Here is a 22084-nt window from a genome sequence, read left to right on the forward strand (position 1 = left end):
TTATGAATAGAATTTTACTCTTCACATTCGTTGGCTTTTTGTCGATTGGCCAGGGCCTTGCTCAAAAAACTAAAAGCGTGACCCCGGCGTCTGTCGGCGTGGCGAACCCCGGCACGGGCACTGTGTATTATGGCAATCGAAACGAGCCGCCGCGTGCCATGGAATTCAAGAAGGGCACCGTGTCTGTTGCAACTTTCCTGACCAACATCAACACCTACTTCAACATCCCCGCCGCGTTCACCTTCCGCGAAACGGAATCAAATACCGACAACCTCGGCATGCGGCATCGTCTGTTGGCACAATATTATAATGGCCTGCCCGTGGAAGGCATGGGCTACAGGGTGCACGAAAAAGATGGCTTTGTTACTTCGGCCAACGGCCGGGCCGTGCGACAGGTCAATGTGGACACACACGTTTTGCTGGGCGAAGAACAAGCGTTCCGTCTCGCTGCACAATATCTCCAAACAAAAGACACCACCGTGCGCGCTGGCAAGAAGCTGATTGTTTCCAAAGACTTTACCCTCGCACCGGAAAGTTTTTCGATCGCCTATCAGTTCGACATCGATGTGTCGCTCGTTGAACGGTGGCGAGTTTCTGTTGACGCACGCGATGGAACGTTGATCAACAAAGTGAGCCTCGTGAACAGTTGCCACATCGAAGAAGAAAAAGATGAAGGGCCACCCCCACCCTACTACAGTACGGGCACGGGAACGTCGAGCTATTATGGCGTCAGGCCCATTCGCATCGAAAGCACCGGCTACAACTGGCGGTTGGTCGGGCAAACCGAACACGGGGGAAAAATCGGGACATATGATTTCAGGAATGCCTCCGTCATCGTTTTGCAATTGGGTATTCCATTTACCCCCTCTGATATCTATTCTTCAACCAAAACCTTTAACGATTATTATCAACGCCCTGGCGTGTCGGCACACTGGTCGGCCGAGCAGACATATGAATACTATCTCAACAAACACAACCGAAACAGCTTCGACAACAATGGAGGCACCATCACAACCTATGTGCACGTGGATGTAGGGATGGACAATGCGTTCTGGACAGGGAAGGTATTGGCGCTGGGTGATGGCAGCAACAACAACCCGCTGGTAGAACTGGATGTGATCGGCCATGAGCTGACGCACGGCGTAACACAGTATGAAGCTAAGCTTCAATACAGCTATGAATCCGGAGCGCTGAATGAATCGTTTTCCGACATCATGGCAAAGGCCATCGAGTTCGACACCTTTGGCGACACAGCCACATGGCAAATGGGCAAGTATTTCCGGGCAAACGGCCTGCGCGATCTCAGCAATCCCAATCTCAAGAATCAGCCCGACACCTATTCCGGCGACCTGTGGTATACCGGTGCTGCCGACTATGGTGGTGTGCACACCAATTCGGGTGTACAAAATTTCTGGTTCTATCTTTTGAGCGAAGGCGGCAGCGGCGTGAACGACCACCAGGTGAGCTATTCAGTGAACTCCATTGGCATCGAAGCCGCAGCCAAGATCGCATACCGGAACCTAACCGAATACCTCGGCCCCCAAGCCGACTATCTCGATAGCCGCATCGGTTCTTTATTGGCCACCGCAGATTTATATGGCAAGAACTCCACTACATATCAGGAAGTGGACAAAGCCTGGGACGCTGTTGGCGTGATTGACGAGCCGATCATTACAAGCCTGAATGTTTATGACATCACCGCCACCACCGTAAAACTTAAAGGAACATTGTTGCCACGGGGCAATACGGTGACCTATCGTTTTGAATATGGAACCACACTCGCATACGGAAGCACAACGGCCTCCTATACGTATTCAGATAAGGTTGAAGGCATTCTAACAGGGCTTCAAAGCAAAACAAAGTACTACGTGAAGCTTGTCGCCACAAACGAAAACGGAAGCTCCAATGCCACTACCGAATTCACAACGATCTCGCTGGCACCCTTGGTCAAGATAAAACAGACAGCCGATGTCACCGAAACCACAGCGTCGCTCTATGGCGAGGTAAATCCCAACAGCCTGCCTACTTCATTTTATTTTGAGTATGGGTTAACGCCCGCTTTGGGTTCGGTGACACCCTCGTCGCCATTGCCTGCTGCCACCGAGTATCAGAAGGTGTCGGCATCGATAAGCAGTCTTCAGCCGCATAAAATGTATTACTTCCGGTTGGTGGCCACAAACGGATCTGCCACGACGATGAGTGCATCGTTAAATTTTTTCACCGCCGTGAAACCCGTCATCACTTCGTATGCTCCGACGGTCGCGCAAATCGGAACGGAAGTAATAATCGCCGGACTGAACTTTAATGCAGTAGCACAAAAAAACATCGTGAACTTTGGTGCCACCCGTGGCACAGTGCTGTCGGCAAGCGCAACACAACTAAAGGTGAAGGTGCCCGCAGGCGCCTCGCTGGGACCGATCTCTGTTATGGATACCGACTCGGGGTTATCCGATGAATCCGTACAGGAATTTGTTCCCACGTTTACGGGCGATTTCAACAAAAACAACTTTCAACTCAGAGTCGGAAGTACGGACTACATGTATCAGACACTGGTGCACGACATGGATGGCGACAGTAAACCCGACATCGTTGTTCTGCACTATCTTGGTTTCTCGGTTTTTCAGAATGTGAACCAGGGCGGCGATTTAACCAACGAGTCGTTTGTTAGAAATACGTATAATTCAGAATATACCCCTGAACCTATATCCCTGGTCGACTTAGATGGCAACGGTCTTAAAGATGTTGTGGCACGTTATCAGGGGCAGCTGCGGGTGTATCCAAATCTTTCCGTGCCCGGTTTCATTTTCTTTGGAACTCCGGTGATTTTGCCGGTTGGCAATTTTGTGGATTTAACATTCAACGACTTCGATGAGGATGGCCATCCGGACATTGCGCTTACCGAGAATCTGCCCCTGGGCGATAGCGTTCGCATTAAAATATTCCGGAATCAAAATCCACAAGGATTCATTCTCCCGGAAAACTTTGTAAATCAATTTTCAATACGACTGCCCTACTACGTTTATGATTTGATTGGCGATGACTTTGACAATGATGGCAAACCCGATTTATTGTTCGGCGCCTACAACCGGACTTTTGTTCCAATACTAAAAAACAATAGCCGTCCCGGCGTTTTGGCCTTTGACGAGAATAGGGTTCCCGACGCCATCACCGTAAACTATCCCCGATACATTTCTCAAGACCTGAACCAGGACGGATGGAAGGATGTGGTTTCAAACAATCGGGACCAGGTGGGAACCATGACCATCCTTGAAAACAAACGGACTTCACCCGTCGTCACATTAAGAAAGACAGACTTCGCGTTCACGGGAAACAGGGCATCAATCATTTGTCCGGCGGATGTGAACGGCGATGGAACAGTAGACCTGCTGACAGGCACGGGCAACGGAAAATTTGTTCTTCTAAAAAACAAAGGGGGCAACCAGGCGATCTCGCAATCGTCGTTTGAGAAATTTGAAGAGTATGGCTCGGTCAACGAAGACATCTATACACAATCAGACATGACCATCAACGACCTGAATGGAGACGGTCGGCCCGACGTTATTAACACCTATTCCTATAATCGGTTTCCGCACCAAGGCTATCAGATGGAAATCTGGCAAAACTCCGCCACCAACAATTGTCTTGATCCTGCCCTCGTTAAGGTCAACGTATCAACCACCATGGCAACGGTAGTGCTTCCTCCCAACACCACGCGCGATCAGTTTACGATTGAATATTCGTATGACGGTAATTCCAACTGGTATTCTGTTCCGGAAAATCTGATGTTCAATGTGAATCGCGGCTATGATTATCAGGTCCGGGTCCGGACTAAATGTTATCTTGGTTTTACGGACTATTATTATATTAAGTTCACACCCGAATGTGTGGACACCAGCACGTTTGCAATCGGCACCATTGGTGTTGACAACGTTTCGATTGTATCATCCAACCTGAGCTCGTTTGAAGTCCAATATTCAGTGGCGGCCAAAAACCAATGGTTATCACAATTTTCGAATACGATCGTTAACCTGCTGCCTGGCACCACCTACGACCTGCGCTACCGAGGGCAATGCGCCAAACCCACCGAGTTTAAGTATAAACAATTCACAACCCTTTGCTCTACCCTTGCCTCGCTCACCGTCACCGACATCGTTTACAACCGGGCGGTGGTGCGCTGGACCAGTAACTATTCCGGCAATGTGATTTTGGAATACACGCCCGACAATGTCACGTGGACGTTGATTGATGTAACCCAAACTCTCTATCCGCTCATCCCCGGCAAGCAATACAACGTGAGGGGCCGGCTGACTTGCTCTAACACCAATTCGGAATTTATCTACAAGTCGTTTAGCACACCATGCCCCAACGTTTCGGCACTGTCTGTCGATGCGATTACACCATTCGGCGCGACCGTTCGTTGGGCTGATGGCTCCGGCACAGGGTCCTATATCGTAACGTATAAATCTGGAGGTAAAGTGACCACTGTGGAGACCCAGTCAACGTCCTTCATACTGGAAGACTTGCAACCGGGCACGCAATACACCGTAGCCGTGGCGCCGAAGTGTATTGGCGCCGCTGACTTTACGTCCACCACGTTTAATACCATATGCTATGTGCCCGTTGCGTTATCGGCCGAGGACATAACCCACACCAGCGCGCAACTGACATGGATCGATACTTTCGGCAGCGTTCCGTATTCTATCGACTATTCCATTGCCGGCACCAATGTTTGGGTGACCGCGCAGACTCCATCCACAACGCTATCGCTCACGAAATTGAGACCCGGAACCCAGTATGAAGTGAGGGTGCACATCACCTGCACCAGTCAAACGGCACCCGATGCGTTGCTCCGTTTCAAAACCGAATTGTATGACGAAACAACGTTTTTCCCGAACCCGACAGATCGCGAAATAACGATACACCCGTCACAAGACTTAATCGGCCATCGCTACAGCATCTATGACAACGTGGGCAGGATCGTAGCCAGTGGTGAACTTCTCGACTATACCATCGACATGTCCAATTGGACGCCGGGGGTTTATACGTTGAAAATTGAAGATGAAAAGCCTTTGAAGATTGTTAAACGTTAGGGGCACTAATCATCCAGTCCCTTTCCGTCAAAAATCTGCTGCACGCTTTTTTCAATCCTCGCCTCGCGGGTTTTGGATTGTTTGGCGGAAGAGAAATAAAGAAGGTATCCCCGCTGACGCCCGGGTGTCAATGCGTGAAAAGCTTTTTTCAACGTAGGGGTTTCCTTCAATACGGCTTTAAATTCTTCGGGCATCTCGAACTCTGTTGTTTTTTTCAGGCTCACTTTCAACCCGGCCTTTTCCACAGCAATGGCTTCCTTGATGTAGGCAGTTAATGTGGTTTTCAGTTTGCTGACTTCGCGGGCGTTGGTGAACCGGACCTGCCGCGCTGCCTGCACATTCTTTGTTTGCTGAACCAGTATACCATTCTTGTCTTTCAGCAACGCTCCTTTAAAAAACAACACGGCGCAGTATTCTTTAAAATCGTGGATGAGCACGATGTTGTGTTTCTCCCAGGTATAGCACGGCACACCCCACTTCAACGTTTCGGTCAGCCCACAGTCCAGCATAATGGTTCTCAGTTTCTCCACTTCGGTCTGCCACTTTTTGGCCTTCATAAAATAGAAATCAACCTTGGGATTCATTTCGCTCTTTGCCATGGGGATCTTGTTTTAGTTTGTTTGCCTTACCTATTCAAATTTAATTGCGTGTACAGAAATAATCAAACTCTTAGCGAACCACGAAAGGCCCGGGCGGCATAGTAGGATTCTGCGCCGTTGTGATAGACGAAGATGTTGCCATAGCGATAGTCGGCAAAGATGGCACCGCCGAGCTTACGGATGTCGGCCGGTGTTTTTATCCAGCTCGATGTTTTTGTATCGAAGTTTCCGTGTTTCTGCAGCTCGCGATATTGTTCTTCGGTCAAGATCTCGATGCCCATGTCGGCGGCCATGCCGATGGCGCTGTTTTCAGGTTTATGTTCTTTTCTCGACTCGAGCGCTTCGTGGTCGTAGCAAATGCTTCTGCGACCTTTGGGGGTTTCGGGAGAACAGTCGAAGAATATGTATTCGCCTGTTTTTTTATCATGGCCCACCACATCCGGTTCACCTCCCGTGTTTTCCATATCGTCGAGCGACCATAGCTTTTCGGGATTGGCCTTGAGCTTTGCCTGCACACTTGCCCACGCTATGCCTTTGTGGCGCTTCATGTTTTTTTCGAAACGGGCTTGCAACACGCCGAGAAGTTCGGCGCTTTGTTCGGATGACAATTTCTTTTTAGTACTCTTCATGGTTTCATTCGTTTTATCGTTACCACTCTTGAATAAGTCTGTTCTTTTTAAAGATACATCACTTGTTGAATTCGGCTATCACCGCCAGGCAACGGCGGCGATTTTTCTATCGGCCGGTCTGAAATGCCACGACAACACTGTCAGCACCAGCAGCAACAACGGAGGCAATGATTCAACCACAGCATCGCCTACGGCGAGGTGCGAAAAGATGGCACCCGACATGGCAAAGAAAAAGCCTGCATAAGCCCACTCCTTCACCAACGGAAACCTGGGGATGAGCAAGGCCACCACACCCAGAATTTTCCAAACGCCAAGGATGGTGAGGATGTAGTCCGGATAGCCGAGGTGAACCATGCTGTCGAGCGCGCCCGCGCCTTCTTTTGCTTTTACTAGTTGCACGCCTCCGGTTGAAATCATACCCAGGGCGAGCCAGAGCGTAGAAACCCAATAGATGATTTTATTTCGCTTTGTCATAAGTATATTACTTTAGTTTGCTAACAATGTCCTGCAATCGGTTATGCGCCATGTTTATGCCTTGTGTGAAAGGCAGCTGAAGCACCTGGTCGCGTTGTGCTCCTGATTTATAGATGACATGCATGGTGAGTTTGCTGGTGTCGTCTGTCAGTTTTTCAAATTCCAGAAACTCAAGCTGCACGCCAAACTGCGCATTCTCCATTTCAAATGTCCGTGTAATTCTTTTGTTCGGGCTGAACTCGTGGATCACGCCATTCATCTTCAACACCATGTCGCCCTTGGGAGCGGTAGTTTCAAACTGATAGCTGCCGTGATTTTTGTTTTCAAGTTTCAGCACTTTTGTTCCCATCCATTGCTCAACAATTTCGGGGTCTTCATAGGCTTTAAAAAGCAATTCCAACGGCAACTCAAATTCCCGTGTAATCACCAGGTCCTGCTTGCCTGTGTCGGCATCAACATTTGTTTTCAGTTTCATGCTATTCCGTTTTTTTGGGTTTATGTTTTTTCATGATGGCTTCCAGTTTATTAAACCTGTCATCCCACAGTTTTGTAAAGGGCAGTAGCCACTCCGCGATCTCTTTCATTTTGTTAGGATTAAAGTGATAGTAGATTTCGCGCCCCGATTGTTCTTGCTCCAGCAACTCGCACTCGGTAAGAATCTGGATATGCTTCGAAATGGTTTGGCGCGATGAGTCAAAACTGTCGGCAATGGCCCCCGGCGTCATGGCCTGCAATGCCACCAAGGTTAAAATGGCCCTTCTGGTGGGGTCTGCAATGGCCTGGAAAATATCACGTCTCGTTTTCATTATGCTGCTATTTGACTGCAAATATATGTGCTGTTATTTGACTGCGCAATATATTTTTGCTTTTTCTTCGAAGATCAAATTGTTCAACGGCTTGTCGTTGGCTGGTGTTTGTTCACCTTATCTTATTGGCCAAGCCATAGGCCTGGCGTTCACCCATATTGGATGTGGATAACTTTCTACGTATTCGGAAAAAAGATTGGATCGGGTAGTACAGCAAACTCAAAGAAGACGAGCGCTTGACGTGTGGAAGGAATTGAAAATAAAATTATCGGCTATTGACAGAACGCCGTCAGGCAACTTTTGCCGCAAGCGCATTTGCTCTTTCGAGCAGCTTTGGCTCCGCCATCTTAGCCGTTAGCGCGGCGAAACCGGGCGTGGGTCCCAGCCATCGCAGCTGATCTACGTCATCAAAGAGTGGCGCATCGGTTCGCAGGGTGGCGAGTTGTTTGAAGAGCAATGCCTGGTCGCGTTTTCCCGCCAGAATTTTCTCAGGAAAATCTTCGATGGGTCCGTACTGATTCAACAGCTGTGCCGCACCCGTCTTGCCAATGCCGGCGATGCCCGGATAACCATCGGCGCTGTCGCCAACAAGGGCGAGAAAATCGGGAATGAGTGCAGGCATCACGCCAAACTTTTTGCGCACTGCGTTGGCGTCGCGAATGGTTTTGGCGCGGCGGTCTATCTGCACCACGCGATCGTCGGTCACGCATTGGGCGAGGTCTTTGTCGGGTGTCCAGATGCAGACTTTCTGCACGCGGGCATCGGCGGCGGCGAGGTGTGCTGCGGAGGCCAGTGCGTCGTCGGCTTCCAGTTCAACCATGGGCCACACCACAACGCCCATGGCAACCAGGGCATGCTCCAGCGGATGAAATTGTTTTGCCAGCACCCGCTCCATCCCCTCACCTGTTTTATAGTCCGCCCAAAGCTCGTTTCGAAACGATTCGATAACATGATCGGTGGCCACCCCCACATGCGTGGCCCCTTCGTCAATCATCTGCAACACGGTGTTGAGCACGCCCACCGCCGCACCAAACGGCTTGTCCTTTCCTTTGTTGAAACTGCGCTGACCATAGAAATGCCTGAACAGTTCATAGGTGCCGTCGATGAGGTGAACAATCATAGCATTGACATGTGTGTGTGGTTAAAATCAATTTGACAAGGAAGAAATGTTTATCGAATGCAGCAAGCGACACGTAAACAATATTCAAATCATGCCTCATTCAATAAACGCCCTCCTTCACGTCATAAGACAACGACATCCCGCAGAAGTCTCACCCTGCATAAAATTCATAAAGCAGGATCGCAAAAAAAGGTGACCCGTTGCCAGGCCACCCGTTTTCAATCTCTAAACGTGCTTTTAACTCATGCCAGATCGAAGCGATCGAGGTTCATCACCTTGGTCCAGGCGGCAACAAAGTCGTGCACGAATTTGTCTTGCGAATCGGCACAGCCATACACTTCGGCCAAAGCCCTCAGCTCGGAGTTGGAACCAAAAATGAGATCCACACGGGTGCCGGTCCACTTCACAGCGCCAGTCTTGCGATCGCGGCCTTCAAACACGTTTTGTGAATCGGATGTGGCATTCCAGGTCACTCCAAAATCAAGCAGGTTTGTGAAGAAGTCGTTGGTGAGGGCTTCGGGGTTCTTCGTAAACACACCGTGTTTCGATTTATCAAAGTTTGTATTCAGCACACGCAGGCCGCCTACGAGCACGGTCAATTCGGGCGCCGTGAGCGTTAGCAATTGCGCTTTGTCTATCAGCAACGCCTCTGCAGATGCGGAGTGGTGCGATTTCAGGTAGTTGCGGAAACCGTCAGCAGCAGGCTCGATCAACTCGAACGACTCTACGTCGGTTTGATCCTGCGACGCATCGGCACGGCCCGGTGTGAACGGCACTTTCACATCGCGTCCGCCATTCTTGGCTGCTTTTTCCACCGCGGCACTGCCGCCAAGCACAATGAGGTCGGCAATGGAAACTGCCTTGCCTCCCGACTGCGCGCCGTTGAATGCTTTTTGTATGCCTTCCAGCGTGCTCAGCACTTTGCCCAGTTGTGCGGGATTGTTTGCCTCCCAGTCTTTCTGCGGAGCCAGGCGAACGCGTGCGCCGTTTGCGCCACCGCGTTTATCGGAACCACGGAACGTTGAGGCCGAAGCCCACGCAGCCGAAACCAGCTCGGCTATAGAAAGCCCCGACGCCAGAATTTTGCTTTTCAAATCCGCGATGTCTTTGTCGTCGATGGTCTTGTAGGTGACTGCGGGAATGGGGTCCTGCCAGATAAATTCTTCGGCCGGCACTTCGCTTCCGAGGTGCAGCACGCGAGGTCCCATGTCGCGGTGTGTCAACTTATACCATGCGCGGGCAAATGCATCGGCAAACGCTTTTGGGTCTTCGAAGAAACGTCGCGAAATTTTTTCATAGATCGGATCAACACGCAGCGCCAGGTCGGTGGTGAGCATGGTGGGTGCGTGGCGGAGCGACGGGTCATGCGCATCGGGCACGGTGTTGGCACCGGCGCCGTTTTTCGGTTTCCATTGTTGTGCACCGGCGGGGCTCTTCACCAACTCCCATTCAAAGCCGAACAGGTTTTCGAAGAAGTTGTTGCTCCACTTGGTGGGTGTGGTGGTCCATGCACCTTCCAGACCGCTGGTGATGGTGTGCACACCGTGACCACTTCCAAATGTATTTTTCCAGCCGAGGCTTTGCTCTTCGATGCTTGCAGCGGCGGGCTCGGCGGCCACATACTTGCCGGGGTCGGCCGCGCCATGTGTTTTGCCAAACGAGTGTCCGCCGGCAATGAGGGCTACCGTTTCTTCGTCGTTCATGGCCATGCGACCAAATGTTTCGCGGATGTCGCGTGCGGCAGCAGCAGGGTCCGGTTTGCCGTTGGGGCCCTCGGGGTTCACATAGATGAGTCCCATCTGCACGGCGCCGAGGGGTGCTTCAAGCTCGCGCGACTTGGTGTAGCGTTCGTCGCCCAGCCATTTGGTCTCCGATCCCCAATACACATCTTCCTGGGGCTCCCACACGTCTTCGCGGCCACCGCTGAAGCCAATGGTCTGAAAGCCCATCGACTCAAGGGCGCAGTTGCCGGCCAGCACCAGCAAATCGGCCCACGAAAGTTTACGGCCATATTTCTGTTTGATGGGCCACAGCAGCAACCGGGCTTTGTCGAGGTTGGCATTGTCGGGCCAGCTGTTGAGCGGTGCAAAACGTTGCTGTCCTGCCCCTGCGCCACCCCGGCCGTCGCCAACGCGGTAGGTACCGGCGCTGTGCCATGCCATGCGGATGAAGAACGGACCGTAATGCCCATAGTCGGCCGGCCACCAGTCTTGCGAGGTGGTCATCAGGTCGAAGATGTCTTTCTTCACGGCCTTCAGGTCGAGCGACTTAAATTCCTTCGCATAGTTAAAGTCTTTGTCCATGGGATTCGAGAGCGACGATTGCTGGCGAAGCACGCCCAGCTTCAACTGGTTGGGCCACCAGTCGCGGTTTCGTGTGCCGCCGCCGGCGGTTTGCCTCAGGGCCCCACCGTGAAACGGACACTTCGCTTCACTGTCGTTGACATTCAATGATTTTTGATTCGTGGCGGTGTTGTTTTCCATGATTTATAGAGTTAGTTATTTTCAGAGACAGGATGAATCCATTCTTTCCTAAAGTTTCGAAACCCACGGCTATCGATCAAATCGATAATCTTTATGGCCATATAGGATCTGTCTATATTCTGGCCACAAACATTTCCCGGGTATTGATCTATATTTACAGCCACGTTCTGTTTGTTGACTTTATCCGCCGCACTACCCATGATGCGATATCTGATTTTCATTTTTGCCTGGCTCTTTGCAATGCCCTTTGCCGTTCGCGCGCAGAAGGCGGAAAAAATTGAACGGCTAAAGTCTGAACTGGCCCGCACCACCTCCGACACCGCCCGCATCCGCGTTATGCTTTCGCTGGCCATGACCTATGAAGGATACCAGATGGATTCGGCCATGGCCTACACCCTGCGCACGCTCGAAACGTCGGAGAAGATTCACGACACAAAAGGCCGTGCCGATGCCAAGCTTCACCTGGGCCGCCTCAAACGCGACCAGAGCAAAGACGTGGAAGCGCTCAACCACATGTTCGACGCCCTCAAACTCTATCGCGAAATCGACGACAAAGTGCAGATCGCCAATTCGCTCAACGACATCAGCATCATCTACGCAAACTCGGCAGACTATAAGAACTCGCTCAATTATTTTAAACAGGCACTGGAAATCTTCCAACAAACCGGCGACGAAAAAGGCGAATCGTATGCCCTCAACAACATTGGAATCATCTACCAGGAAATGAAGGACCTTGCCTCGGCGAAAGACTACTTTATTCAATCATTGAACATCAAGATCAAAAGAAAAGATCTGTATGGCATCTCCAGGGGTTATACCAACCTGGGCTCCCTCGCCGAAAATGATAAGAACTGGAAAGAGGCGATGGCCTATTATGAAAAAGCCGACAGCATCTATATGCTCACCAACGACAAGCAGGTGCAAGGTCCGAATTACCTGGCCATGGCCCGGGTAAAACAAAACGAGGGCAGGATGGCCGAAGCGCGAAAACTCGCGGTGCGCGGTTTTGAAATTTCGAAGGAGATCGATGGCCTGTCGGTTATGTTAAGCTGTAGTAAATTCATCGCCGAGCTCGACGAAAACGCAAAGGACTATAAATCGTCGCTTGCCTATCAGAAAATATACAACCAGTTGGCCGACAGTCTGAATACCCGCAATCACAAGGCGACCCTGGAAGAACTCAAAGGAAAATTTAACCTCGAAGAAAAGGAGCGCGAAATCACACTCCTTAAAAAAGACAAAGAGCTGCATGAGGCCGTGGCCAAAAACAGCACACTGATCGCCTATGCCCTGGCGGGAAGCATCGTGTTTCTGCTGATGATTTTAGGATTGATCTATTACGCTTATCGCACCACCAAAACAGCGCGCGACAGTCTGGCCTATAAGAACAAAGAGATTGAACAGCAGAAGAATGACCTTGACAAAATAAACAAGGAAAAAGATCGCTTCTTCTCCATCCTGTCGCACGACCTGCGCTCGCCGCTCAATTCACTGAAAGGGCTCTCCTACCTGCTGGTGCATCACAGCGACGCGCTTTCGGGCGATGAAACAAAAGACGTGAAAAAGAAAATCGACACGTCGCTCGACAACCTGACAGAGCTTATCAACAACATCCTGGAATGGTCTATGACCACGTCGAAGAAAAAAACCTGGACGTTCGACAAGCTCGACACTTCGACGCTTATCCAAAAGAACATCGCCCTCTATCACACCATCGCCGAAAGCAAAGGTGTGCGGCTGGTGCACGCACCCGGCGAAAACGTTGTTGGCTATGCCGACTATCAGGCCATCGACACCGTGGTGCGCAACCTGCTTTCGAACAGCATAAAGTTTAGTCATCCCAACAGCGACGTGACCGTGAAAGCGGTGGCCAATGAAAACACGGTGCTCATCTCGGTGCAGGATCAGGGCATTGGCATACCGTCCGACCTCCAGGACAAACTGTTCACCATGAACAGCTCGGTGACACAAGCCGGAACCAAAAACGAAAAGGGCACGGGCATCGGCTTGCTGCTTTGCAAAGAACTCATGAAGGAAAACAACGGCGACATCTCCGTGAAGAGTCGCCCGGGAGAAGGCAGCGAGTTTTTTGTTTCGTTTCCGGTGTTTCGGGATGTGTAGACGTTAACAAGCCTATTTGGACTGTCCCTTAAAAAACTCCTCAATACGGTTTCTCACTCCCACAATCCAAACAATGTCGCCCTCCTCTAACGGTATGGTCGACTCCGGATTCAGCATCCGGTTTCCATTTCGTTCCAGGCCCACTACCAGCCCCTGCGCATGATCGCGGATGCCCGAATTGCGGATGGTGCGTTGATAGAGTGGCGACTCGCGTGTGACCGTGAAATTCTGTAAGGCGATTTCATCTTCGTTCACGTGTTGTTCGCTGGTTTCGTGTGGTGAATTTTCAAACACGTCCTTCATGCGCGCAAGCTGATCATCCGTTCCGATAATAGACAACTTGTCGCCGGGATAGAGACGCTCATGCCTGTCGGGAGAAATGAGCGAGAGCTTGCCGCGTTCGATGAGGGCGATGTTCACGCCGTATTGTTCGCGCAGTTTTAACTCCAGCAGTTGTTTGCCGGCCAGGGGAAATTCCGGTTGCACATCGAACGTGGCAAGGTGAGCGTCCCATGGGGTGATCTCCTGTTTCAGGCCGCGCTCGTGTTCCTTGTCGTTGAGGTTGCTGAGGAATCGTTTTTCGATGCGATCATAGAAGGCCTGTAACTTCTGGTTGAAAAGCACGGTGGCGATGGCCATGGCCACCACGGCAATGAGAAACGAAACCGATGGGGAAAAATACTGATTAATCATCAACCCCACCAACAACACGGCCATGGCAATGCGGCCAATTTCGATGGCGATGAGCGGGCCGCGGTTCAGCTTCCGGTTGAGCCACAAGTTTGAATAGGCTTCCTTGTTGATTCTTCGAATGGAAATGGCCCAGATAGAAGGTATCATCAACACCAGGGTGATGACAATGGCTGTGATGTTGCCACCCAGCGGCTTGTCAAATAACTCCGAGACCACCGGATGAATATATTTCCGCGACAGAATGATTAACGCACCAATGAGCACGGCATGAATGACGGCATTAATAAAATAGCTGTGAAGCAATTCCTTCCACTCGCTGTAGGCCGACAATTGTTGCGAGCTGGTGCTGTAGCGGTTCAAACTGTTGATCCATTTTTTGGGCAGCCGTTTTTCGGCAAACGTATACACACTCATGGACCGTTTGATAAGAAACGGCGTGGTGAACGTGGTGACGGCCGACACGGCCACCGCAATGGGATATAAAAACTCGCTCGTCACTTTCAACGTCACACCCAGCGATGCAATGATGAACGAGAATTCGCCGATTTGCGAAAGACTCATACCCGCCTGAATGGAGTGTTTGAGCGACTGCCCGCTCAGCAACGAGCCGAGTATCGTGGCCAGCGGCATGCCGATGATGACGATGAACGTGATGATGAGAATCGGCTGTGCATAGAGCTGCAACACGCCGGGGTCGATCATCATGCCAACCGAAACAAAGAACACGGCCGCAAACAAATTCTTGACAGGCTTCACCAGCAACTCGATGCGTTCGCCCTGTGAAGTCTCGGCAAGAATGGAGCCCATAATGAATGCACCCAGCGCGGCCGAGAACCCTACTTCAACCGCCAGCAACACCATGAGCAGACACAGGGCAATAGACACCACCAGCATCGTTTCGTCGTTCAGCAGATTGCGGGCACGTTTCAAAAACGTGGGGATAAAGAAAATCCCTGCCAGGAACCACAGCGTCAGGAAGAAAACAAGTTTCAGAATCTGTATTAATAAATCATAGCCCGAGAATTGCTGGCTGGCGGCAAACGTCGACAGCAACACCATCAGCAACACGGCTACCAAATCCTGTATGATGAGGATGCCGAACACGAGCGTCGCGAATTTTTTTGTTCGCACGCCCGTCTCATCAAAGGCGCGCACAATGATGGTGGTTGACGAGATAGACAAAATAGCGCCGAGAAATAAACTGTCGATAGAAGTCCACCCCAGCAATTTGCCGGTTAGGAGCCCCAGCCCGAACATGATGGCCACTTCAACCAGCGCCGTCACCGAAGCCGTGCCGCCCACTTTGACCAACTTCTTAAAACTAAACTCAAGTCCCAGCGAAAAGAGCAGGAAGATCACGCCGATCTCCGACCATGTGCGAACACCTTCCGAATCCATCACCGTGGGAAACAAGGAAACATGCGGCCCCACCAACAGCCCCGCAATGATGTAGCCCAGCACGACCGGCTGATGAATTTTCTTGAAGAACAAGGTGGTTACACCGGCCACGGCCAGGATCAACGCCAGGTCTGTTATGAAGTGTGGTATGTGCGCCATAGTGACAAAAATGCAAAGATAGCCATTTTTCAGGGGGGATTTTGTACGTTTTTTCCCCTAGATCATTCATGACAACATTTGCATTCATGGCTTGTTCAGCTACGCGCAATCTTCAACATGAGACACTAAATCTGGTAATACAGTCTCTCAGACGCGTTTTCTATTCATGGCTTTTATCTCTGGAGTGATTTACAATAATAACGGTACGGCTAAGCAATATTTAGCGTCATAACAAGTTACAGAGTATTCAATACTCCTGCACCAGCAACCGACCCGCAGAACCTTCAAAGCAACTACTGACAATCCTGATACTGATAGGCCGATGTGCTGGTAGATTTGGCCGTGCCGTTTTTGTCAAATGCATTGATCGTGACAGCCACAGGAAATCCGCTGGCGTTATAGTCGTAGGTATATACCGACGAGCTGTTGAGATCCCACCCTGTGCCGCCAGCATCGGGCCCATAATACATGACGCGGGTCATATTGTTTTTGTTCAACACATCTGCATAGTGACTGGGAATGGTTGGATGTCCTTTGGGATTGGGATACTGTTTCGCATACGGCGACGACTTCGTGTCGTATTCGGTGGTGTAGGCTGAATTGGCTTTGCCATTAATGTATCGCTCCTGGCGCGTCACCTGGCCATTGGCGTCATACTCATAGCGATATTCTTCGGTGTAGCCACTGTTGGTCTCGATCCATTTTGTGAGCAGGCCTTTGCTGTTGTATTCAAAGAAGGGAAAGCTCGACGTTCCTTTGGAATCTATCTTGGTTACCTTCTGAATGGCGCTGCCATTGTAGGTGACGGTGGTCACCAGGTTGCTGTTCACGTCGGTGAACTTCGAAAGGTTGCCGTCGCTGTTGTATTCATACAAATATGTATAGACCTGTTTGGGTCCACCGTCCGATGTATTCTCTGAAGTCTGCTTGGTCAGCCTTTGATTTTCATAGGTAAACTCAGCGGTGTAGGTGCTGAAGCTCGGAGACATGTTGCGTTCCGTCCGGTTGGTCTGGCTCACCCTTCGCAGCAAAAATCCTTCGGCGTCATATTGATTGCTGGTACTTCCCGAATAGGTTGCCGTGGTGCCGTCGTTGTAGGTGTAGTCATACTTCACTGTGTTGGCCGTTTGATTGCCCTTCTCGTCATAGGTATACCCAAACTTGGCGATGTAGGTATACTTCAGCGTGGACGTCTCACTTCCGCTGCCGGTGTTGGTTTGAAAAACAATGGAACATCCTGCTTGTGCAGGACCAGGATCGCCACTGTCGCTCTTGCATGCATCGAGCGTGAGCAAGGCCAGGGCCATCACCACAGAGCACAGCACACTCGCCACAGGGCGATGGCTGAAAACATTTAGCACAATACCTTCGGATTTCATAGGGATCTTTTTTTTGATCCAAAGGTATCGGTCACCCCATCGCGTGTCTATCACCTATTCGGGTAATGAGCGTGTTGACGTCATCCTTTTTTCAGGGACGCGCGATGTGGTTTATTCTCTACAGCAACATTTGCGAATGAAGTCAGGCTATTGAATTGTGTATTTGTATATCACATACGACAACGGCTTGCTCAATGTAAATTTAACCTCACCCGATGTTCCGGTCTTCGTGGTAAAGTCTTTTCCATCTCCGGCAATTTTCGTAAACCTCACCGTGGTGCCGGGCGGTAGCAATGTGTTCACCACATGTGTGCTTTGGGTATTATGTTCGCGAAACACGATGATAAATCCTTCCTTCGCGGCAAGCGATTGAAAACCCGTCCAGCTATAACCACTTGGTTCATCGCCGAGAGGAAAGATCTTTCCGGCGTGAAGCGCATGCCAGTGTTTTTTATAGACCTTGATCAAATCAAAATCGCGCAGCGAATCCAGCGGCAGATTCTGCGACTCGAACCATCCCAGCGGTTGGGCCACAAGGGTAATCGCGAAGAGATAGTCAAACGAATACTTTGCGGGTGCCAGCGGATCGGTGGGTGCATATTTGTTTGCGTTGCGCCACTTGTTCAGAAATTCAATTTGCAGTCGTTGGGCTGGGATGTAGTGTGAAAGATGCCAGAGGTTTCGCAGTGTGAAGTGCGGATAGTAGTTGCCCCAGTCGGTGTAACGATTTTCGAGAAAGAGGTTTCCATACTCATACATGTAGTGATAACCAAAGCGGCGACCGGCCGTCACGTCAAGGTTGAACACGGCCTGGTTGTTGGTTGCTGCCATCACTTTATCGAGCATCTTTCTGAAGTTGATGTCGGCGGCCTTGTCGGGTATTTGCACGCCGTCGATCTTCCACATCGTGATGCCGTATTTTTTATATTGATTGATGAGCACGTCGGCGTCGTTCTCCCAATGTTTGAAGCTGCTGTCGGTGCTGGGGTTGAACCACAACGATAGCGTGATGTTTTTTTCTTTGGCCAGCTTCAACACAGGGGCCAGACCGTTTGGAAATTTTTGAGGATGTGGTTCCCAGTAGTCTTTCACCTTCCAGATGTTTTTCAGGCTTCCGCCCGCGAAGGCCGAGTTGCTGCTGCGGCCACTTTGCCAGCCATCGTCCACTTGCAGGTGGGTGGCGCCGAGTGCAGCGGCGGTGGTGATTTCTTTGAGCACAAAAGCTTCTGTCACTTTGGTATCCTGACCACGGTCGCCCCAGGTGTTCACCAGAATCATTTCGTCACGCTCCGGCTTTTGGATGCGCGCTTTTTGCTGGTAGGTGCGCAATCCCGACAACAAGCCCTGCTCGCCGGGGCCATCACCAAAACCCGTCACATAGCTATAGCCCCGCACCCATTCCGAAGCCTGCAGGTCTTGTCCGCCAACGCCCAGGCCAAACACTTTCACTTCGCCAAATTTCACCGTGAAGTCATAGCCGGGATAATACAGCTGGCTTCCCGACACGGGTGCTTCCTTCAATACAAAAAAACTCTTGGCCGATGTAGTGCTCTGCATGAGCAGCAGATTCCCCCGCAGGCTACTCTCCTGCCGGTAGAGCAAACGTTCCTGCTTTTGTGTGAGCGTGTTGTTACGATCTGTCACGTCAAAAAATTCCACGGCTGTGGCGCGCCAATGATTGTCGGGCACGTTGATCTTTTCGATGCGCACGGCCTGCGACTCGCCTTCTTTCGCTGCCGCATCGCCTTCAATGTTTTTCAGATCCTGACCCGAGGCCGCCTGACTTTGTTTGATGGCCGTGCTGCCCTTCAGATAATAGTCGCAGGCAATCACGGCACAATCCTCATAGAGCCTGAACACACGTTTCACCTCCAGCGAACCCAGGCGCGTGGTGACCACGGCTTCGATATGGTTTTCGGTGATGACACTATTCAGCACCTTGTTCACCTGCAGACTTCCCCCTTCCGCTTTTGCTGTCTCGGTGGCGATAGCAAAGTCGGGCTGGTCATTCATCACATAGCGGTCGCCGGTCACTTTGTTGATGAGTGCCGTCGAAATGAGGTTGCCGTCATTCCATCGAAATTGTCGTTTGATCCGGTTGTTCTCGAGGGTGAGCGTGTCGTTCTTCAACTCCGCTTTCACTCCTGTGAGCTGAGCATGCGTCGGCATGGAAAGAACAAGCGCTCCCACAAACAACAGGCTTCGGGTGCGCATTTTTAAGAGATATGAAAGCATTACGTTGTTTTTCGAATAGTGATTGCCGTTTCGGATAATGTTTGTTCACTCGGCACCGTAAGTTGCCAGAGCCCATCGTGCACCTTCACCAGCGGCACGGGTTTTCCGTTCTTGCCCGTGGCAACATAGTTGTAGTTTTCATTGAGACAGATCAACGCGGCGACAGACTTTCCTTTCTGTCCATCCTGGAGACGCAGCGTGATGTCGGCCGTTGAAAAATCGGGGGCCATTGTTTTCGATACTACCCAGCTGTCGAATCCGGTGGTGATGGTTCCGGGTTTATAGAGCGCGGCATACCACGCCAGCACCGGTGCCGACAGTCCGCTGAACTGATGCCATCCCTGGCCACGACCGGATTTTATTCCAAACAATTCGAAGCATTGATACGAGTCTTCTGTTTCGCGCTTCCACACATCCAGCGCCGTTTTGGCGATGCGCAAAGCAAGGTCGGGCTTGTTGTTGTCGAGCATGGTTTTCCAGATAAACCACTGATGCGGCATCCACACACAACCATTCCAATAGCCACTATAGCTGAAGTAGGGTGCTGTCTGATCGACGGACGAGATGCCCACGTCTGACCACAACTTGCCCGGTGTGAAAAGATTTTCGGTGATGCGCTGTTGCTGCGCCGGTGTGCAAACGCCCGCCACCAGCGGACTGCACCCGTCAAGACCCATGTTGTAGTTCACACCGTTGGCATCGCGCACAATTTTTTCAGGATTACCATTCGCGTCGTGCATCACGTATCCAAAATATCCCGACGCTTCATCCCACGAATATTTTTGCAGGCTCGAAGCAAACAGGTTGATGTCGTTGTCGTATGCTTTCAGATCGTTTTTTAATCCCAGCTCCGTGGCCGCCATCTTCAGAATCTTGGCAAAGCGAATCACATGCGATGTGGTGACAATAGGCGACACGCGGTCTTCCCATTTCTGTTTGTGAATATAGACCTGCGGCGGGTAATCGTCCCATCCACCGGAATTGTAAAAATAATCCCACGTCTTCAACACGTTCGACTTCATGGTGCGTGTTGACGAGTGCTCCACATTGCCAGCCATGAACTGGTAGTAGCGCTTCATGCGCGGATAGGCGTAGCGCAGATATTCTTTGTTCTGTGTTTCATTCCACAATTCCAGAAACAGGTAGGCTTGTGTGGGCACGGGCGAACCGTGATGCAAAAACGCTGACTGATCCGTCACCTTCATGGTGTAGGCATTAAGACACTCCAGGGCACGCCCCGTGTTGAGCGGAACCATGCCAATGCCAATGAATCCTGAATCCCAGGTGTAGAGACAATCCCACTCGCGGCCGGGTGCGTTGTGCTTGATGTAGGAATCCATGGTGTAGACCGGGTAGACCACGTTGGTGAGCGTCACGGCTTCCATCAGCTGCTGACTGAACCGGTAGGTGTCGCCGGCTTTGTTGTAGTGTTTAGCAAGCGCTTTGTTTCGACCTGCGTCGAATATTGTCGGGCTCGTGGCCCAGGCGTCGGCATACTTCTTTATTTTTTGTTGCACGTCTTCTTTGGTGCCATAAAAAATATAGAAGTAGCGATCTTCTGTTGTTCCGCTCTTCACGCCCACAGGTTCGCAGAACAAGTTGGTGTATGTTCCCTCGCCTTTGCCCGTCACGGTTTGATTGGTGAACAGTTCTTTTGTTTTATTAAAATTCCGGTAGTGCACTTCGTCCAGGCTTTCCATGTTGAAGGTTCGCACCGAAGGGCTCAATGCCGGCTCCCACACCATGCCGTAGTAACCTTCGAGAGCATCATACTTCAGCAGCAGTGCGTTGGGAACATCGGCGGCCAGCACGGTGGGACTTGGGTTCTGCTCCACAGCATGAAACGTCACCTCACCTCCACGCTTCGCGTCAACCAGGGCAAAGCCGTTGATTAAGGCTGGCGATTTCGCGCCGGTTATCACCTGAAGAACGTGGCTTCCTTTCTCCACCTTGCCCACAGGCACGGCAAGCGTGACATAGTCTTTACTTTCCGAGAGACTTACCGGCGACAGCGATTTACCATCTACCGAAAGGGTGACAGGCAACGCTCCCGGTGTTGGCTTGCGATAGCGGATAATAATCGCTGCATCCGAAAAAACATTATCAACAACCCATGTATAGCTGGCCTTGTCGCCTTCATTTTTTCCCACCAGGATGGCGCTACCGTTAACGGTATTATTTTCACGAACCTGGCCACGTAACTGACCATCGTAGACCAGGTTCTCCTGAGGTGACGGCACACCATACTGAAAATCCGAATAACGAATAGCGTCCATCCATTGACTTCCCGGCGGGAGTTGTGCCTCCACCGTCTTCAGAGGAGAACCTACCGTGGTTCTCACTGGCGGTGGAAAGTTAAAATTCGCAAAGAGCTGCAATGCGGGATACTGCGACGTGGCGGTGTTGTTCACAAATTGTGCTTTCACCAAACGCGTCTGCTCATCGATGGCGAGAAACGAAACGTCCACAAACAACTTGTCTTTCCATTCCAGCTCATAGCGGCAGGAATAGAAGGAAAGATCGGGCGATGCTTCCCACAAATGATAGCCCGACTCGAAACTCACGTTGGCCGGCGCCATTTTGCTGCGCAGGTTGTAGGTGGCATGCACGCTGAGGTCGAACCGAAATCCCTCCTTCACCGAAGGCACATGCGAAATGCCATTGTACTTGGTCGAATACAGTCCCCACGCCGGCAGTGCAAGATCGTGTGTGTCCTCCAGTGTCTTTGTGAATCCGGGCGTCCACGCGTCATAGATCTGGCGCGAGGGTTGCGCCCACGCTCCCGTTGACACGAGCGCACAAAACACAAACACAAGGAAACACGCATGACGAATGCCGTAGCTCCGGCAACCGGCGAACGATTGGCGTATAGTCTGCTTTTTCATAAGTGGGAAATAA

General features: G+C 51.0%; 13 protein-coding genes. 2 read left to right on the forward strand and 11 right to left on the reverse strand.

What is annotated here, in order from left to right; translation table 11 throughout:
* The first annotated feature begins 2 nt into the window (after nucleotides 1–2).
* Nucleotides 3–5090, forward strand: coding sequence for a M4 family metallopeptidase (locus JI741_RS25905; RefSeq protein ID WP_202014508.1), 5088 nt, complete (start codon nucleotides 3–5; stop codon nucleotides 5088–5090).
* 5 nt (nucleotides 5091–5095) lie between these two features.
* Here the strand turns inward: JI741_RS25905 and JI741_RS25910 are convergent, their stop codons facing one another.
* From JI741_RS25910 to katG, 7 genes are all read right to left on the reverse strand, one after another.
* Nucleotides 5096–5674, reverse strand: coding sequence for a YdeI/OmpD-associated family protein (locus JI741_RS25910; RefSeq protein ID WP_202014755.1), 579 nt, complete (start codon nucleotides 5672–5674; stop codon nucleotides 5096–5098).
* A 77-nt stretch (nucleotides 5675–5751) separates the two neighbouring features.
* Nucleotides 5752–6318, reverse strand: coding sequence for a DUF4256 domain-containing protein (locus JI741_RS25915; protein ID WP_202014510.1), 567 nt, complete (start codon nucleotides 6316–6318; stop codon nucleotides 5752–5754).
* 78 nt (nucleotides 6319–6396) lie between these two features.
* Entirely contained in the window at nucleotides 6397–6792 is a 396-nt protein-coding gene (locus JI741_RS25920) for a DoxX family protein (protein ID WP_202014512.1), read from the reverse strand.
* Between the two features lie 7 nt (nucleotides 6793–6799).
* A complete protein-coding gene (locus tag JI741_RS25925; RefSeq protein ID WP_202014514.1) occupies nucleotides 6800–7267 on the reverse strand; it encodes an SRPBCC family protein in 468 nt (155 codons plus the stop codon).
* Between the two features lies 1 nt (nucleotide 7268).
* Nucleotides 7269–7598, reverse strand: a complete 330-nt coding sequence (locus JI741_RS25930; protein ID WP_202014516.1) for an ArsR/SmtB family transcription factor — start codon at nucleotides 7596–7598, stop codon at nucleotides 7269–7271.
* Between the two features lie 289 nt (nucleotides 7599–7887).
* Nucleotides 7888–8718, reverse strand: coding sequence for a 5'-3' exonuclease (locus JI741_RS25935; protein WP_202014518.1), 831 nt, complete (start codon nucleotides 8716–8718; stop codon nucleotides 7888–7890).
* Between the two features lie 242 nt (nucleotides 8719–8960).
* Nucleotides 8961–11201 (reverse strand): catalase/peroxidase HPI, encoded by a 2241-nt coding sequence (gene katG, locus JI741_RS25940; RefSeq protein WP_202014520.1) that lies wholly within the window; start codon nucleotides 11199–11201, stop codon nucleotides 8961–8963.
* Between the two features lie 198 nt (nucleotides 11202–11399).
* Between katG and JI741_RS25945 the strand changes: the two genes are divergently transcribed.
* Complete coding sequence (locus tag JI741_RS25945; protein WP_202014522.1) at nucleotides 11400–13322, forward strand: tetratricopeptide repeat-containing sensor histidine kinase; 1923 nt, start codon at nucleotides 11400–11402, stop codon at nucleotides 13320–13322.
* Between the two features lie 12 nt (nucleotides 13323–13334).
* Here the strand turns inward: JI741_RS25945 and JI741_RS25950 are convergent, their stop codons facing one another.
* The 4 genes from JI741_RS25950 to JI741_RS25965 form a co-directional block, all read right to left on the reverse strand.
* Nucleotides 13335–15572 (reverse strand): monovalent cation:proton antiporter family protein, encoded by a 2238-nt coding sequence (locus JI741_RS25950; RefSeq protein WP_202014524.1) that lies wholly within the window; start codon nucleotides 15570–15572, stop codon nucleotides 13335–13337.
* A gap of 293 nt (nucleotides 15573–15865) precedes the next feature.
* Nucleotides 15866–16951 carry a hypothetical protein gene (locus JI741_RS25955; protein ID WP_202014526.1) on the reverse strand — a complete coding sequence of 362 codons (1086 nt, stop codon included), beginning with the start codon at nucleotides 16949–16951 and terminating at the stop codon, nucleotides 15866–15868.
* 147 nt (nucleotides 16952–17098) lie between these two features.
* On the reverse strand, nucleotides 17099–19186 hold the full coding sequence (locus JI741_RS25960) for an alpha-galactosidase (protein ID WP_236676278.1): 2088 nt from the start codon (nucleotides 19184–19186) through the stop codon (nucleotides 17099–17101).
* Nucleotides 19186–22071, reverse strand: coding sequence for an MGH1-like glycoside hydrolase domain-containing protein (locus JI741_RS25965; protein WP_202014528.1), 2886 nt, complete (start codon nucleotides 22069–22071; stop codon nucleotides 19186–19188). Before JI741_RS25965 ends, JI741_RS25960 begins: the two co-directional genes overlap by 1 nt.
* Between the last annotated feature and the right edge of the window lie 13 nt (nucleotides 22072–22084).

The organism is Chryseolinea lacunae, from assembly GCF_016735595.1.
GTDB classification, from domain to species: domain Bacteria; phylum Bacteroidota; class Bacteroidia; order Cytophagales; family Cyclobacteriaceae; genus Chryseolinea; species Chryseolinea lacunae.